At 64.1% G+C, this 16,386-nt stretch carries 10 protein-coding genes and 5 pseudogenes; 5 read left to right on the top strand and 10 right to left on the bottom strand.

The window, feature by feature from the left end:
- Positions 1-166 precede the first annotated feature (166 nt).
- A pseudogene (locus tag ACZY1I_RS10015) lies at positions 167-559 on the top strand (serine/threonine-protein kinase); the annotation flags it as partial.
- Positions 560-763: 204 nt separating this feature from the next.
- Here the strand turns inward: ACZY1I_RS10015 and ACZY1I_RS10010 are convergent.
- The 5 genes and pseudogenes from ACZY1I_RS10010 to ACZY1I_RS09990 form a co-directional block, all read right to left on the bottom strand.
- Positions 764-1,594 (bottom strand): annotated as a pseudogene (locus tag ACZY1I_RS10010) (alkaline phosphatase family protein); the annotation flags it as partial.
- 1,005 nt (positions 1,595-2,599) lie between these two features.
- Positions 2,600-4,945: pseudogene (locus ACZY1I_RS10005) on the bottom strand (PE family protein); the annotation flags it as partial.
- 235 nt (positions 4,946-5,180) lie between these two features.
- A complete protein-coding gene (locus ACZY1I_RS10000; protein ID WP_463754179.1) occupies positions 5,181-5,663 on the bottom strand; it encodes a hypothetical protein in 483 nt (160 codons plus the stop codon).
- Complete coding sequence (locus tag ACZY1I_RS09995; protein ID WP_463754178.1) at positions 5,660-5,872, bottom strand: hypothetical protein; 213 nt, start codon at positions 5,870-5,872, stop codon at positions 5,660-5,662. The genes ACZY1I_RS10000 and ACZY1I_RS09995 overlap by 4 nt, the downstream gene beginning before the upstream one ends.
- Positions 5,873-6,354: 482 nt before the next feature.
- Positions 6,355-7,527, bottom strand: a complete 1,173-nt coding sequence (locus ACZY1I_RS09990) for a PPE family protein (RefSeq protein ID WP_463754177.1) — start codon at positions 7,525-7,527, stop codon at positions 6,355-6,357.
- A 334-nt stretch (positions 7,528-7,861) separates the two neighbouring features.
- On the opposite strand from ACZY1I_RS09990, the gene ACZY1I_RS09985 reads away from it, so the two are divergent.
- The 3 genes from ACZY1I_RS09985 (at position 7,862) to ACZY1I_RS09975 (ending at position 10,422) form a co-directional block, all read left to right on the top strand.
- Entirely contained in the window at positions 7,862-8,740 is an 879-nt protein-coding gene (locus ACZY1I_RS09985) for a helix-turn-helix domain-containing protein (RefSeq protein ID WP_463754176.1), read from the top strand.
- Between the two features lie 126 nt (positions 8,741-8,866).
- Positions 8,867-9,406 (top strand): VOC family protein, encoded by a 540-nt coding sequence (locus ACZY1I_RS09980; protein ID WP_463754175.1) that lies wholly within the window; start codon positions 8,867-8,869, stop codon positions 9,404-9,406.
- Positions 9,406-10,422: an aldo/keto reductase gene (locus tag ACZY1I_RS09975; protein WP_463754174.1), complete on the top strand. Its 1,017-nt coding sequence runs from the start codon at positions 9,406-9,408 to the stop codon at positions 10,420-10,422. Before ACZY1I_RS09980 ends, ACZY1I_RS09975 begins: the two co-directional genes overlap by 1 nt.
- A gap of 774 nt (positions 10,423-11,196) precedes the next feature.
- On the opposite strand, the gene ACZY1I_RS09970 is transcribed toward ACZY1I_RS09975, so the two are convergent.
- Together ACZY1I_RS09970 and ACZY1I_RS09965 are read right to left on the bottom strand one after the other, a co-directional pair.
- Positions 11,197-11,802: a methylated-DNA--[protein]-cysteine S-methyltransferase gene (locus ACZY1I_RS09970; protein ID WP_463754172.1), complete on the bottom strand. Its 606-nt coding sequence runs from the start codon at positions 11,800-11,802 to the stop codon at positions 11,197-11,199.
- Positions 11,789-12,296, bottom strand: a pseudogene (locus ACZY1I_RS09965) (RNA polymerase sigma factor). Before ACZY1I_RS09965 ends, ACZY1I_RS09970 begins: the two are co-directional and overlap by 14 nt.
- Positions 12,297-12,464: 168 nt before the next feature.
- On the opposite strand from ACZY1I_RS09965, the gene ACZY1I_RS09960 reads away from it, so the two are divergent.
- Positions 12,465-12,971, top strand: coding sequence for a methylated-DNA--[protein]-cysteine S-methyltransferase (locus tag ACZY1I_RS09960; protein WP_463754171.1), 507 nt, complete (start codon positions 12,465-12,467; stop codon positions 12,969-12,971).
- Positions 12,972-13,210: 239 nt separating this feature from the next.
- Here the strand turns inward: ACZY1I_RS09960 and ACZY1I_RS09955 are convergent, their stop codons facing one another.
- From ACZY1I_RS09955 to ACZY1I_RS09945, 3 genes and pseudogenes are all read right to left on the bottom strand, one after another.
- Complete coding sequence (locus tag ACZY1I_RS09955) at positions 13,211-13,360, bottom strand: hypothetical protein (RefSeq protein ID WP_463754170.1); 150 nt, start codon at positions 13,358-13,360, stop codon at positions 13,211-13,213.
- Positions 13,361-14,062: 702 nt separating this feature from the next.
- Positions 14,063-14,560 (bottom strand): annotated as a pseudogene (locus tag ACZY1I_RS09950) (MMPL family transporter); the annotation flags it as partial.
- Between the two features lie 243 nt (positions 14,561-14,803).
- Complete coding sequence (locus ACZY1I_RS09945; RefSeq protein WP_463754169.1) at positions 14,804-16,054, bottom strand: EspA/EspE family type VII secretion system effector; 1,251 nt, start codon at positions 16,052-16,054, stop codon at positions 14,804-14,806.
- Positions 16,055-16,386: the final 332 nt, after the last annotated feature.

Raw genomic sequence — 16,386 nt, 5'->3', positions numbered from 1 at the left:
GGTTTACAGCAAACTGGTTCAGCCAAATCCATTAGCGTGCTGGGCCTTCTCCGACCCAACTTCATTCGCGCCGAAGCTGATGCCGATTTTCTGTCGCCGCACTGCATAACGAAATGGAGATGCGCTGGTATGCCCGCCCGAAGAACGACGCACGCGGCGACGGACGGTGAGCACCGCGGAGGGCACCCCGTTCGGCCGGTATCGGCTGATCGCGCTGCTGGGCCGCGGTGGGATGGGCGAGGTGTGGCAGGCCCACGACACCGTCACCGACCGGGCGGTCGCCATCAAAGTTCTGCCTGACTACCTTTCTGACGACGCGGACTTCCAGCAGCGGTTCCGACGAGAAGCCCATGCGGCAGCGCGATTAGAGACACCTCATGTGGTCCCGATCTATGACTACGGAGACATCGACGGCCGGTTGTTCGTCAGCATGCGACTGATCAACGGACGGAACCTGGCCACGACGCTGTCCGAAGGCCCACTCGAGGCCGCGCGAGCGGTACGGATCGTCACGCAGGTCGCGGAAGCCTTGCACGCAGCCCACGAAATCGGCCTGATCCAAGACTGTCGAATGATGCTGTGGCAGAAATATAATCGCCGCGCAGGACGTCGTCGAGGATCGTCAAGGCAGCTTTGCGCGATCCAACCCCCCGACGCGAACCGCGCGCACCACGCGACTCGGGTGCGGGCTCTTGAAGATTGCCGAAAGCTGTTGGGACGTTTAGCAGGGGCGTTCCTCGACGCGCGGCAGCGGGATCCGTTACTAGGACCAGAAATCGTTCATGGGTTGGGCGTACATGTCGTTGTACGTGAGCGGTGCCAGCGGAATTCCAGGCGCCGGACCCAAGGCGTATTCAAGCGTGCTCATCAGGCCGTAATGGTTGTAGTACGAGTTGGTGACGAAGTGGCCGGACTGCATCCCGCCGGCCACGGCACCGGCGTTCGGAATGACGATCATCGGAATGTGGTTGCCTTGGTTGCCGATGCCCAGCGAAATGTTGTTGTAGTCCTCGTCGAACGTGACGATGATCGCGTCCCGCTGCCCCGGCGTGTTCCAGGCTGTCGAGTTTTGAATGCTGGACACGGTTTGTTGGACGAACTGGTCGCCGGCCGCGGTGTTGTATTGATGATTGGTGAGTTGGCTGACAAGCCAATTGGCGGCGCCGCCGGGGAAATCGACCGGGCCTTCCATGTTGTTGGCCCCGTCGGCAGCGATCCACGAAAACCGTGGGGTGGTAGCCGAACTCTGCAGATCGGTGCTCAGCTGGGTTAAGGGGAGCAGGTGTGTCTGCAAGTAGGCGGGGGTGTTGTTGTACACGTAGCTGAACGTGGCGAAGGGTAATGCGTCGACGGCGTAGTCACCGGATGACACGATCGCACCCGGGTAGGGCATGCTCTGCGCGTATCCAGCCCACGTAATGCCCGCGGTATCCATTTCTTGCATGAGGCTCGGCGCGTTGATGGAGCCCGAGGGCGGGTTGTAAATCAGGCCGAAGTCCGATCCGCCCATGATGCGGAAGTAGTTGGGGTCGCTGGGGTGGCCCAGCGCGTAGTAGTTGTTCGCATAACCGTAGGTGTCGACCAGACTGTTCAGGTATGGCGCGTTGACGCTGCCTAGGATGTCGGCGGCACCCTTGTTCTCCATATAGATCAGGAACACGTGATCGAGTTGTCCGACATGGGATGTCGGCACGGTCAGGGCTGGCGCTGTGAGGCTTGGAACGCCGACTGTGAACGACAAATTATCGACGTAGGCGTTGTTGTAGTTGCCCAGGACGGGGTTGTGGTCGGCGAAGGTCGCGGTCACCACCGCTGAGGTGGCGCCCACCGGGATGGTCCCGGAGATGTCGCGTGGTTGAAATCCGGTCATTCCTAGGCGATCGAGCGCGGTCACCGGTGCGATAGTGCCGGTGCCCAGAGTGACCCCGCCAGCACTGAGGAAGCTGACCTGCACTGAGGTCGCGGACGGGTCCAAGAGGTAGCCGCCGAACATTCCGCTGAGCGTGTAGGGCGTAGTGCCTGTATTGATTTTTGCGGAAGCGGCAGTGAGGTTGACGGTTTGGCTGATGGAGGACGTGGCAACAGGCCCGCCACCTGCGAAGTTATTACCTCCACCGGGGGGTGGGTTACCTGGGAAGCCCAGGCCCAAGAAATTCGGCAGGGTGGGGAACGGAGTCGCAGTCGGCGAGGGATAAGTGAGCGGGGTGCCGTAGGGAATCACGGTCGGGGTGCCCGCCATTGTCCAGCCCGGAATGGTCACCGAGCTAAAGCCAGTCGTGGACGGGGTGGCTATTTCGAAGCCGGGGTTGACAAGCAAGTTCTCGCTCATCGGCAATCCGGGAATCCCGTTCCGGCCTAACAGCCAACCGCCGGGCCCGATGGTGCCAGGGCCACCTAGCAGCCCGAGAGTCGCACCGTTGCCGCCATTTCCGCCGTTGCCGCCGTCGCCGACCAACAAGGAACCGCCACCAGACCCGCCGTCGCCACCGCTGAATCCGGGGCCGGCCTCCGCACCGGCGCCGCCGCCTCCGCCGTTACCCAGCAACGACCCGCCGCCCCCGCCGTGCCCGCCTGCACCGCCCGTGCCCGCTATGGCGAATCCGCCGGGCCCACCGGCACCACCGCTGCCGAGCAAGCTCGCGTTGCCACCGAGCCCGCCCTGCCCACCGAGACTGCCTGCGGTGCCGCCAGCGCCTCCGGCACCGCCCGAACCCAGCCAGCCAGCGCCGGCGCCGGTCCCGCCGAGGCCACCAATGCCGGCAATGCTGGATCCGCCGGTCCCACCGGAGCCGCCAGTCCCGGCGAGCGGACCGCCAGCGCCGCCGTTCCCGCCGGGCCCGCCGGCGCCGTTCTGGCTGGAGCCGCCGTCACCGCCGGTCCCGCCGGCACCGAATAGCGAACCGCCGAACGTGCCGGAACCGCCGCCGAACGACGCGCCGCTGATACCGGCGGCCCCGCCCGCCCCGCCAGTGCCGCCGCCTGACTGGATGGACGGTCCACCTACCCCGCCGGTGCCGCCGCCGGCACCGACCAGCCCGCTAAGCAGCCCACCCGCCCCGCCGGACCCACCGGCGCCGGGTCGCAGACCAGCTGTCAGTTGGCCCGTCGACCCGCCGGATCCACCCGCCCCGCCGGAGCCCAGCAATCCGCCAGTCCCTCCTGCTCCGCCGCTCCCGCCGTTACCGTCGCCTCCGAGTGCTGTGGCGCCGACACCGCCGGCCCCACCGACCCCGCCATTACCGAAAATCAACCCGCCATTGCCGCCCATACCGCCGGCCCTGCCGACACCTGAGGCCCCGAACCCGCCGGCTCCACCGGCCCCACCGGCTCCCAAGAACCCGGCCGCGCCGCCGGGCCCGCCGGGCACTCCGTTGGCGCCGGAGCCTCCGGCCCCGCCGTCGCCGAGCAACCACCCACCGGGCGCGCCAGCGGCCCCGCTACCCGCGGCACCAGCGATGCCATTGCCGATCAGCGGGCGACCGGTCAGCGCCAGGCTGGGTGCGTTGATCACGTCGAGGGCCACCGCGGGCAATAGCAGTCCGTTGCCGCCGATTGCGCCGTTGCTGCCCGTCGGCGCACCGATCCCGCCGTTCCCGCCGCTTCCGCCAAGGCCGAGCAACATGGCCCTGCCGCCCGCTCCGCCGGTCCCGCCGGCCAAGCCGGTAGCGCCTTCCGCGCCGGCCCCACCGGTGCCGCCGCTGCCCAACAGCAGCGCACCGGTCCCGCCGGCGCCGCCCGCCCCGCCGGCCCCAGCCACCGCGAATCCGCCGGCTCCGCCGGTCCCGCCGAAACCGATCAAGCCAGCGTCGCCGCCAGCCCCGCCGAGGCCGCCGGTGCCAGCGCCAAAGCTGTTACCGCCGGCCCCACCCGAACCGCCGGAGCCCAACCACCCGGCATGGCCGCCGGCGCCGCCCGTACCTGCGGTACCGGACAAGCTGGTGCCGCCGGTACCTCCGGTGCCCCCGTTCCCGAATAAGGGGCCGGCCGCGCCGCCGGCACCACCGGACCCGCCGTCCCCGATGCCGCCTAGACCGCCGGTGCCACCGGCCCCGCCCACGCCGGCGAGCGGGCCTCCGGCGCCACCAGCCCCGCCGACACCGCCGGTGTTGCCGACTCCGCCCGCCCCACCGGTGCCGCCACCGGCGCTAACCAGCCCACTGAGAAGCCCGCCGGCACCACCGGTCCCGCCGACACCGCCAGTTCCGGCCGCCGCGAATCCGCCGACCCCGCCGGCCCCACCCGCACCGAACAACCCGCCGGCACCGCCGGTCCCGCCGACCCCGCCGGCACCGGCCGCCGCGAACCCGCCCGCCCCGCCGGCTCCCCCGGCGCCCAACAGCCACCCGCCATTCCCACCCTGGCCTCCGGCGCCACCGCCGGTGCCTCCGGAACCGCCGGCCCCACCAGTACCGATCAAGCCCCCGGCTCCGCCGGTTCCACCGACTCCACCGGCCGCGCCGGCCCCGCCAGCTCCGCCATCACCGAGCAACCACCCACCGGCTGCCCCATTGGCCCCCGTCCCAGGGGCCCCGCTGGCGCCATTACCGACCAGCACACGTCCGGTCAACGCCACCGAGTAAGCGTTCACCGTGCTCAACAAATCCCGATCCAGCAGGAACGCCAGTTGCGGGTTCTGTAGCAACAACCCCAACAACGTTCCGTTGCTCGCCTCAGCCGCCGCGTACGAGCCGGCACCCGCCCCCAACGCCTGCACAAACTGCTGCTGAAATACCGACGCCTGCTTGCTCAGTGCCTGAAAAGTCTGCGCATGGACGCCAAAAAACCGCGCAGCCGCCTGAGACACCTCATCAGCGGCCGCCGCCGAAATTTCCGTGGTCGACGGCGCAGCCGACTCCGCGGCCCGCCTGATCGCCTCCCCCACTGTGCGCAAATCCGCCGACGCGGCGGCCAAAGCGTCAGGTGCTGCTATCAGGAACGCCGGCATGTGCGGCTCCCATCAATCAATTCGCGACAGGAATAGTAGAACCGCTAACGCTATTCACCAGAGACGCATATGTGAAGCCCAACTTTCCGATGACTGAACGAGGCGCGCCGGAGAGGTCGTCCCGGGCGTGCTAAGTGCTTGTCCAGCTCAAGAAATAACGTGGAAATCGCTTCTTCGGCGAAGAGCTTTCCACTCAAAGCGATTAAACAATCCCAATTACTCAGCTGTACAGAACTCATCCACCAGCGCCACCGAGCGCTGCGATAGCAACGGTGGACAAAGCGCCGCTCAACCACAACGCCGCCTGCTTGGCCTTGACGCGCTCGGGCTCGTCAAGATCGTGATCCTGCCCGGCACCTTCCAATGCGGCAACGAGGCGCTCAAGCAGGTTCTCAGGCGTCGGCCATTGCCCTGCGGCGCGCAACGCGTCACCGGTCGGGCGCCCGACGAACAGCCGGTAACCGCCGCCGGCCGTCAGCCCTTCCCGAAAAAAAGGCTCTGTATACAGAGCCTGGACGGCGCGCTGGGTGACGTTGTCGGCGAGTCCGACCATCGCTGCGATGTCGCTGGTGCGGATTTTCTCCCTGCCGGTGTCCTCGTAGAGTTTGACCGCTGCCTTGAGTACCGGTAGGTCGCGATTCGTCCACGTATCGGGATTCACTGTCGGTGTCCTGGTTGCCGCAGGGGCTACCTGGTCGGCTGCGTCATTGGCGGTCATGAATCCAAGAGTTTCTCGAAGCCGTGATTGCGGATGGAGATTTCCATCATCGGTGTCAACTCGTGGGCTGTGAGCCACGTCTTGATCATTCGGGCCTGTTCGGCCCGAGGCGAGTCGTCCACCCCGTGGTGGCCAAACAGGGCCTGGACGGTCGTCGGCACGTAGTCCTCGGCGCCCTCCGCGTGCTGCTCGTCATCGAATTTGCCCATGAAATCACTTCCGGTTGGACGCCGGCCGGTTGCGTTGTGGGGGTGCAGTCCCAGGCAAGAAGGCGCGGCGAAATCCAGCGCGCACCGGGCCAACGCCACACGCATGATGCCGAGTTCGGGTAACCCACGTCTTGAGCCGACAAGCCCAACTCAGCACCACGCCGTCTGTCGGACAGCCACGCCACTTTCATCGTGCGTGTACCCAACGTTGATCCGTTCAGACGCCTGGGCGATGCCACATCGGCTGAATGAATGACCTCGGACAGCGGTCGGTCGAGGGTTTGCGCGCTGACGCACTCTGGAACCGTTACGGGCGACTACTTGCGGGCAAATAGAACAAGGACGTCGTCGGAATCCTATTGCAGGCGTGGCTATCTCGGGCTCGCGTCACGACGCGGCGGGGCTCCCCGTTACGAGAGCCCAGCAGAGGGCAACAGCTTCTGAGCATGCCGAGCGCGGCCATCGACGGGCCGATACCCGCGTTATCCGACGCCGGATCGCGGTATCACGCTCGGCCGGTTCTGCACCACGTGTGGATTGCCGCCGCCGCGTCCCGTCATGCCGCCGGGCATACCCCCTCCTGCGCCAGCACCGCCGCCCATGGGCATCGGCATCATCGGCATACCGCCGCTGGCACCCGCAGCCCCTGCGGCTTGCACCATCTCGGCGGAGTTCGCGCCCAAGCCCGACATCGCAGCCGTGGACATCGTCTTGGGTACCGAACCCTGCCAGGTCGGCGGCACGGACATCGCGCCTACCAAACGGGCTTGGCCAAGTCCTCCCGCCATCCCGGCACCGAGGCCGCCGCCGCCCAGACCCTTCAGCGGATTGACGTCACTGGCCAGCATCGGCACCGCCCCCAGATCGGCCGCCGTCGCGCCCGCGAGTCCAGCCGAGCCGGCACCGCCTACCTGACCCAACTGCATCAACGGCCCGATCAGCAGGCTGGCAGGGGTCGCCCCCACCTGCAATAGCGAAAGTGCCGACTGCAACGGCAGGGACGCCGCCGCTGATTGGACAGCCACCAACGCACTCGGAACAGTCCCTACGACACCTTGCAGGAGCGGGCTCACCCCGGCCGACGCTGTGGTGGCCACCCCACCAAGCGACACAGCCAAGCCCGCAAGGTCCACCGGCGGCGCAGCAAAAGGCGTCAAGCTCTCGGCCACCGCCGACGCGCCACCGTGGTAGCCCACCATCGCCGCAACATCCTGCGCCCACATCTCGACATAGTCGAACTCGTTGGTGAAAATCGCCGGAGTGTTGAAGCCCAAAAAATTCGTTGCGATCAACGACTGCAACGACATCCGGTTGGCAGTCACCGCAGCCGGGTGCACCGATGCAGTCAACGCCGCCTCGAACGCCGTCGCCGCCGCCCGCGCCTGACCGGCCGCCAACTGCGCCTGCGACGCCGCCGAACTCAACCACCCCACATACGGAGTGGCCGCGGCCGCCATTGACACCGCCGCCGGACCCGCCCACGGCCCGCTGGCCAGGCCGAGAATCACCGAGTCAAACGACGACGCTGAGGCAGCCAGATCGGCTGCCAGACCTTCCCACGCCGTCGCGGCGACATGTAACGGCCCGGACCCGGCCCCGGCGAAGATCCGCCCCGAGTTGATCTCCGGCGGCAACCAGGCAAAATCCAACATCACTGCTCCCCCAAACCTGCCAGAGGCGCCGCGAGGCTCGCGGCAGCGACTGTCTTGGACTTGGATTGAACCTGCAACGTCACGTTTCGATTCCTCCGCAAAAGGGTTGGCTTTGACACGGGTCCTGTGATCGAGCACACGTCATTCGGAGCTACGGCGACCACGGACGGGTCCGGGCCTCGAATAATCCACGCAATGTCCCGACCAGCGCACTGGGGTTCAAGCCTGGATGCATCCTGGCTTGCCCAGCGGGATAATGGGCAGCGCGGGACCGCCGCTCTCGCCCCGCGGTCGTCTTGGACACGTCGACGGCTACCGATTAATCCGGGAGGCTTGATTGAGCATCGAGACGATGGGCGATCGAAGGCGTGAGACCTGCCTGGTTCTCGGCAGATCCGTAGAGACGCTCGACATCGTGGTCGAGCGCCGCACCAATGGCGCCGGATCGCATAGTCCGCAGGCCTATCCCTGTAACGAATTGATCGTCATGTTCGGTGGCCAGGCGCTGGTCAAGCGTTCAGGCGAGGGCATCAATGAGCAGTGCTTCGCCCGCGCCGGGACGGGGTGGACGGGACCGGTCGGCTTCGTCGAGAAAGCCGAACTCTCCGGTCCCATCGATTGCGTGCACCTGTGCCTGCCGCCCGGATTGATCCACCGGAGTGCCGAGCAAGATTTCGACGTCGAACCGAGCAAAGTCGAACTCGCCTTTGCGGGCGGCTTTCAGGACAGCTTCATCAATGAGGCTGCGCGAGCACTGTGGAGCCTGTCAGAACAGCCGTCGCATTCCGCGGACCGGCTGTTTGTGGACGGATTGACCGCCGCACTCGTTGCTCACGTGATCAAGCGCTACACGGTCGATCGATGGAAGCCCAAGCGGATGCCACGAGCGCTCGACCCGCAGCGCCTGAAGGCAGTGATTGACTACATCGATGCGAACCTGTTCGAGCCGCTTGCGCTCGATCAGCTGGCAGCGGAAGCATGCTTGAGCCCATTCCACTTCTCGCGCTTGTTCAAGGAGGCCACCGGCTCTTCGCCGCAGCGCTACGTCACCGAGCGCCGCGTTGAGGCCGCGAAAATTGCGCTGAAATCGGAACATTCGTCGCTCATCGAGATCGCAGTGCAGCAAGGATTCGGCTCGCTCGACAACTTCATTCGGGTCTTTCGGAAGAACACGGGCGAGACGCCCGCCCGGTATCGACGGCAAGCGCTGGGCTGAGCAAGGACTGCGGGGAGCAAGAAGCGTCGGAAAGTTCGCAAGAAGCGTCGAGAAAGACGCGACACTGGTAGCTAGCCTTTCTGGAAAGTCAGCACTAGAAGGCGCATCAGAACGCGGGGACCTCGAATGGCTTACTACCCACTAGCTGTAACCCATGTCGGCATGACCGTGACCGATGTCTACACCGCGACCGCTTGGTACACAGAAGTGCTCGGCTGTCGCCACACGATCGGTCCGCTGCACATCAGGGACGACGGTTCTCCGATCGGGAACGTCTTCAAGGGAATCTTCGGCGAGCGCATGGAAGATCTCTACGTCAGCCACCTCGCCACGGCGAACGGTGTCGGCATCGAGCTGTTTCAATTCGTCACTCCGCCAACGGAAGACAACGTGAAGAACAACTTCGAATACTGGAAGACCGGAGTCTTCCACTTCTGCGTGGTCGATCCCGATATCGAGGGCCTCGCCAAGCGCATCGACGATTCGGGCGGGAAGCAGAATTCGGCGGTGTGGACGCTTTTCGAAGGCGAGCCGTTCAAGGCTGTCTACTGCCAGGATCCATGGGGCAATCTGATCGAGATCTACTCGCACTCCACCGAACTCATGTACGCCAACCGCGACACCAGCGCGATGATGGTTCCCCGTGAGTTGACGGACCGTACCTAGTGAGCATCAGGAGCACATTGCTTGCCGGTCCGCTCGGCTTCGGGACGGCACCGCTGGGAAACATGTACCGGAGCATCTCCGAAGACGAGGCGATCTCGACGGTCGATGCCGCCTGGGCGGCGGGCATCCGGTTCTTCGACACCGCCCCCTTCTACGGGGCCGGCCTTTCCGAGATTCGGCTTGGGAAGGCGCTGAAGAAGTACCCCCGCGATGAGTACGTGATCGCCACGAAGGTCGGCCGCCTGGTGCTGCCGGAACTCGTCGACACCAGCACACGCACTTTCGGCGAGAAGGGCGACATCTTCAAGGACGGCAATGCCAATGCGATCGGTTGTGACTACACGGCCGAAGGCACGAAGAGATCGATCGCGGAGAGTCTCGAGCGGTTGGGTGTCGATCGCCTCGACTACGTCTTCATCCACGACCTCGCCCAGGACTTTCATGGTGACGCATGGGTTTCGAAGTTCGTTGAGGCGCAGCACGGGGCCTTCCCCGTGCTGGATAAGTTGCGCGATGACGGCGTCATCAAAGCTTGGGGTCAGGGCACGAACAAGGTCGAGCCGATCGAGATCGGGCTCGAGCTCGCTGAACCGCGTGCCAACGGAATGCTCCTGGCCGGCCGATACACCATCCTTGATCACGAGTCCGCTCTGCAGAGGTTGATGCCGCTCGCGACCAAGAAGAACGTCGATGTCATCGTAGGGGGACCGTACAATTCGGGTGCCCTCGTGGGTGGCGCGCACTTCGAATATGGACCGATCTCGCCAGAGATCGCCGAGCGGGTCGCGAGGATTACCGCCCTTTGCGAGAAGCATGATGTCCCGATCAAGGCTGCTGCGCTGCACTTCTCGCTTGCCCATCCCGCGGTTGCCGCGGTCGTTCCGGGTTCCAGCAGGCCTAGCCGAATCGCAGAGGATGTCGCCGCAGTCGACTTCACGGTCCCTGCCGCTTTCTGGCGCGACCTCAGGAGCGGTGGCCTGGTAGCGGCGGCGGCACCGTTGCCCATCGACGTGTAGGCGCCATTCAGCCAGTCCTCACGGAGTAGCACCTCACGCCGACACGCCCCTGAGAGAATCGAGGATGCGATCGAGTTCGGCCGCTGCCGCTGCCGTCGCTACGAAATCCCCCACCGCGGAGGGCGGTTGGCACCCGGTACCGTGCGACGCAAAGCCGGGTGAGCTGCCGAGTCGTCGATCTGCACTGGGTAACCAGCCCGAATCACTTCAATGATCGATGGTGGCGTGAGCACGACAGCTGAGCCGGTCGTGGGGCGGGACACTTTCTCCCGGTAGATGTTGGCTAACGGATGCCACAGCGAAAGACGGTCACCGACGACGACGGCGGGTCCCGATTCGGTTGCCACGAACACGCCGTCGGGGAGAGTGCTCCACCGGGCGCTGAACCGACGTGCGTTGGTCCGCTCTTGATGGAGCTCAGCATCGATGTCTTTAGCGTAAACGCCAGTGCTGCTATGTGTTTGAGCCCATAGCGAGCGGTAACTTCGGTAGGCGGTGTTCCGGCATTCACCGCACGGCCGGTGTCCGGCGGCGAAAGCCACGGCTTCATCAAGAAAGAAGAGCGGCGTGTAGCGATTGGGTTCCCACTGTGGCACCCGTCGTCCCCGAAACGACAGGGCGCATGTGATCCAGGCCTTGGAACCATAGTTTCGGACGATGTCACGCGTGCCGCGACCCCGATGCAGTCGTCCGCGATTACCCGTCCATGCGCCTCGACCGGGAACAGCGATGATGTCGCCGAGCGGTGAGACCCTATTGCGTGCCGGCGCTTGCCTATTCACTTCTGCGCTCGGCATCAAGCAGGGTGCGTTTAGCGGCAGGACCACCACGGTAGGAGCCGACAACCCCATCGGAGCGAATGACCCGATGACACGGCACGACAATGGGAATCGGATTCGTCGCGCATGCGGTCCCGACCGCGCGAACGGCCTTGGGGGAACCGGCCAGTCCGGCAAGCATGGCGTAGCTGGCCGTCGTACCGTAACCGACATCTGTGTTCAGATGTTCCAGCACCGTGCGCCGAAAGCCCCGCGATAGCGACCAATCCAGCGCCACGTCGAATCGGCGCCGGCTGCCGGCGAAATACTCGTCGAGCTGACGCGCGACAGGATCCAGCTGCTTGGGTGCCTCGAGTATCCGCGGACTAATCCGCTCAGCAAGAGACAACAAGACGCTTTCGTGGCCTTCATTTGCGAACGCCACGCGGACAAGTCCGCGCGGAGTGGCTGCGAGAAGCAGCGGTCCGACGACGGAATCCACAGTGCGATAGGCAATGTCGAGCAATCTATGAGCTTGAGCCTCGTTTTCCAGACGCGCATGCAGGCGCCTCAGATCGTCGGGGGCAATGGGGTAATAGCGGGTCAGATCAGGTGAAATCATCGTCATTCCTTGCGGTCTCGACAAATGGATAGGTACGTCTCAGGTTGGCGATGCCATCCGCTGCGGCACGCCGGGCAGCGGCAACGCTGTTGTTCAGAATTTTCGCGACCTCTGCATAGGGCAGTCCTGCCAAGTAGTGGTAGGCAACAGCCTGGCGCTGTTTGGGCGGCAAGGCGCCGACAGCGGCTTCCAGATCGAGGTCGCGGCTATCGGCCCGTTGCAATGCGGGCGAATCCGGCGCGTCAGCGACGGGAATCGCGCGTCGCGATGCGGCACGCGATATCGATTGCTTTGCGGTGCGCGATGGTGACAAGCCACGCTTCGACGTTGGCATCGGCCGGCAACTGGGGGTAGGCCTTCAGCGCAGCCAAGAATGTTTCTGACCATGCATCATCAGCATCGGCGTGCCCGATCACAGCACGCACAACCCGCAGTACCGTGCCACCGTGGAGTGCCACGATGCTCTCGAATGGCAGCTTGACATCGTCAGTCATCGTGGTGTCACCGGCAACTATCACTGAGCATCCGCGTTCCTCCTCAGGCAATTGAATGCGCTCAAACTGAAGACGTGTGGGCGTCGCGGAACGTGAGTAGGCCAACTCACGCCTTTCGATCTCACGGTTATGACGCGGTCGTCGTCTACTGGGCAGGAGGTTGCAATGATGACGCCACGACACACCCGAATTGACAGTTCACTCGGCGAATTGACCTTGATCGCTGACGGCGAAACGCTGACAGGCGTGTACTTTCCAGGGCACTGGCACCCGCCCACGTCGCAAGCGCTGGGGCGATATGTAGAACCGTCGTCTGACGTTGTGTTCCGTGAGGCGGCTGACCAGCTGCGCGAGTATCTCAGCGGCGAACGCAAATCGTTTAGCCTTGCGATCGCGTTGGTCGGCAACGGGCGGCGGATCTGGGAACTGCTCTCTGATATTGAATACGGCCAGACCAAAACTTACGGTCAACTCGCTGCCCAACTGGCCGATGGCACCACCGCGTATGAAGTTGGTCAAGCCGTCGGCCGCAACCCGCTGAGCATCAGCGTTCCGTGCCACCGAGTCGTCGGAAAGGGCGGTGCCCTCACCGGTTACGCGGGTGGCCTGAAACGCAAACGCATTCTGCTCGACCTTGAAGAACCGGTCCCGGCATTGAACGGAAAGCTGTTCTGATGGCGTCGATGGTCCGCACAGACTACTCGAAATTCGTTGAGCCCGTTCAGCACACGACTGATCAGATTAGACGGCGATGACACCTCTCACGCGCAATCTGTCGAGAGGCCCGCCCCGAGCGGGCGACTGCGCTGGGTCATTCATGCCTTGCCGTCCACGGTCGCGTAAAGCCGAGGCCGACAGATGCCCCCGTAACGTTCGCTACCCGTCGTCGTCGGTCGATCGCAAGGTCCCTGAATTCAGCGACCCTCGTTGGCATCACCGGGATGGGGCACATTGTTCTCGTCGACGTAGGCGTTGCGATCAGTATCCACACCCTGATGGTCGCGTGGACCGTCGTTGGCCCCATCGGCTTCGATCCCATCAGCGGCGTCACTGGGCATCGTCATATGCATGTCCTCCTGCTCGTCACTCCGGGTCCACCGGAATGTGTATCGGATGGAAGGGTGCCCCGTCCGCGCCGTGCCGAACCGGGGCTTATTAATGCAAATGCTTTTGGCGCCGACACAGCATGCTTGGGTTACACCGGTAAATTCCGCAACCGCATCGACCCGATGGGTGCGGTCGCCGCGGCGGCCCTAAAGGTCGCCGTGAAGTGAGCGCGATGCTGTCAACCATGGCGTTGGCGGCGCGGTTCCTCAACTCCGCGTCGACCCCGCCTTCGCGAGTGCTTCAAGCCCGCGATGTGTCGTCAGGACTAGCCCACCGAGTACCACGGCGTCGGCGGCCAGATCTAGATCCCGGTATGTGACTGCGCTGCTCTAATGCGCTGAAGCAACTCCCGCGGAACCGTTAAAACGGCACCGATTTATCGGGCTTTGGCGCGTAATCTGATCGCCATGGTCAAGACCAAGACCTGTATACATTGCGGCCATACGTTCGATCCGAACGATCCACGGCGTCACCTTTCCGGTCCGGACTGGCTTCCCGTCGCATCGGGCTACTGTTCGCAAGAATGCAGCAACCAGTTCCATTGCAGCCTTTCGCATTGCTGCTCGACGCACGTGAAGCAGAAGGAGCGGCGCGAAGCCGCCAGGGCAGCTCAGCGATAAACCTATACCTCCCAATTCAATCCACGGGAGGTGCCATTACTAGGCCCGCGGATCCGGTTCGGCCGCGTGCCGCGGGTGGTGCAGCAGGGCGCGCACCAACGGGCGCGGCCCGACGGATCGAAGCATCTGGCTGGCCGGGCGGACCCGTACACGCTTGGGCCACCAGAACCAACGTCCCATCACCGTCATGATCGACGGGGTGATGAGCGATCGGACGACGAAGGTGTCGAACAGTAGCCCGATACCGATCGTCGTGCCGAATTGGCCGATAGCCCGCAGATCGCTGGTGAGCATCGTGCCCATGGTGACGGCGAACACGACGCCGGCGGCAGTAACCACCGGGCCGGTGACGCCCATCCCGCGGATGAGGCCTGTTTTCAGGCCGGCGCCGATCTCTTCCTCGATCCGCGACACCAGCATCAGGTTGTAATCCGAACCTACGGCCAAAAGAACGATCAACGCGAATTCAGTTGCCACCCAGTGCAACTGGAAATTGGCGAGATGCTGCCAAATCAGGGTCGAGAACCCGAAGGCGGCGGCGGCCAATCGATTCCAGGATCAATCGCGGCAGTGTAGAGCAGCAGCGATAGATCGCCGAAACCACCCGCCACGCTACGACTGTCGAGTGCGTGCGCCGGTGTGCAACGCTACGCAACAGATCGAGGCGGTTCGATAGCCCAGAGGATTCAGTGTGCTGCACCAGCGGCGGTTGCGGTCAGTTCGGTGCAGTTGCTGTGATCACCCTGGGCAGCGGCCATCTACGCGGCCCATCGATCATCTTCAGGCGCTAACCAGCACGGGTTTGGGTGCGGGTTGCGGCGCGGTCATGACTGCGTCGGTGAGGCCACGTTGCTCACCCGCCGATACTGCACTGTGGTCAGCAGCGTCTACGTCGTCTATGGGCTGCACTTGGCCGGCTTCTGATTCCGCTACCCGCTTGCGCTCAGTGCCAGTCGGGGCTGCGGCGCCCCTGCTGTGTTGGGCATCTCGCTGCCAGATCCCGCCCGCTGGGACCCCCACCGGTGGGGTGGCCCCTGTCGAGCCTCGAACGATTATGTTCAGGTCAGACCCACCATTATCACTCGCGCCCGCCACGTGCACCGCTGGCTGCTCAACCACACCAGCGGCATGCCCGCTGCCCTTAGATTCATCCAGCGCAGGACGGCGCACACCGCCTGAGCCCGCAACCGCAGACCCAACCACCGCACCAGCAGCTGGCGCCGATGAACCTGCCACCATCGATTTCGCAGACGTGCCGTATTTTTCGCCAAGTTCATTCACGTACACAGCGGTCCCCGCAGCAAAAAGTGGCGCGAAAGCCGTTCCCAAAGCAACCACAACCGCCGAACCAGCCACTTCCCATGCGAAGATAAAGCCAGCGCCAGCGTCGCTCATTTCAAAGGCTACGGCGATGGGGATGGCCGCGACCAGCAGATCCTTCAGGATCCCCAAGAGCAAACGCCCGATTGTGACAAACTCGGCTTGAACCTTCATGAGTGCTGCCAGCTTCACGTCAAGTTCACTCGTGGCGCGCGCTACTTCCTGCAGCGCCTCGTTGGATGACTTATACGATTGCGCCGCCTCGCCCTGCCAACGGTCATCCGGCACCGCCGACGCCAATTCATCGCAATACGCGGTGAATTGTTCGGCACCCGCCGTGAACTCGTCGCCCTCCGCAGGAATCAGGAAACCCCACAAAGTGCTGACCGCGTCGACGATACTGATGGCCCACAAAATAATACTCACCGGACGTGAGGCAGACGCTTTCAACGGGCGTTTGAGATCTTTGGGAACAACCCCGCCCGGCTCAAATTGCGAGGGATCGTTGGCAAACGCTGATCTAATCGCGCTGTCGACTGCACGATGGCGGGCTACATAGCTAACCGGCGCAGCGCCCAAGACTCCCGTATTAGTGGTACATGCCGCGATGTACGCCCCCGAAAACTTGGGGTCTGAACCGAGGTGGCCGAACTGCGAACCCACATTGCCCAACGCAAAAAGCACCCGGCCCGCATCACCAACAAACGACATCGAAAAAGCCCCTCCTCAGAGTCACAGACCGCGCGCTCCCAGCCACCGAGCTTTCACCGTAACATCGCCGCAATAACCGGCCGCGCGGCAATTTTTCGAGTATGCGCACCGGTGTGCAACGCACTCACAGCCATCGGCCAATCCATCTGAGTCTGCGAATCCCCGTGGAGCAGTGGTTGTTCGTCCGGGATCACAAGGGCAAGGACTTGGGCCAGCGCCCCTCAGGGCGGTCGCCGAAGTAGGATGGTTCCACGACGGATGTCGCGATCGGCCCACACTTCTGGTATTGGAGCTCTTCGCCATCTACGACTAATTCAGCACAGTCAACACAT

This window comes from Mycobacterium sp. IDUB_37 (assembly GCF_055419245.1).
The sequence above is the reverse complement of the archived record's forward strand: the minus strand, read 5'-3'. Positions and strand labels throughout refer to the sequence as shown.

Excerpts from the sequence above, each read along its gene's own strand:
- ACZY1I_RS10000 (WP_463754179.1), bottom strand. The coding sequence starts at position 5,663 with ATGACCGCCAATGACGCAGCCGACCAGGTAGCCCCTGCGGCAACCAGG.
- ACZY1I_RS09995 (WP_463754178.1), bottom strand. The coding sequence starts at position 5,872 with ATGGGCAAATTCGATGACGAGCAGCACGCGGAGGGCGCCGAGGACTAC.
- ACZY1I_RS09980 (WP_463754175.1), top strand. The coding sequence starts at position 8,867 with ATGGCTTACTACCCACTAGCTGTAACCCATGTCGGCATGACCGTGACC.
- ACZY1I_RS09970 (WP_463754172.1), bottom strand. The coding sequence starts at position 11,802 with ATGATTTCACCTGATCTGACCCGCTATTACCCCATTGCCCCCGACGAT.
- ACZY1I_RS09960 (WP_463754171.1), top strand. The coding sequence starts at position 12,465 with ATGACGCCACGACACACCCGAATTGACAGTTCACTCGGCGAATTGACC.
- ACZY1I_RS09955 (WP_463754170.1), bottom strand. The coding sequence starts at position 13,360 with ATGACGATGCCCAGTGACGCCGCTGATGGGATCGAAGCCGATGGGGCC.
- ACZY1I_RS09945 (WP_463754169.1), bottom strand. The coding sequence starts at position 16,054 with ATGTCGTTTGTTGGTGATGCGGGCCGGGTGCTTTTTGCGTTGGGCAAT.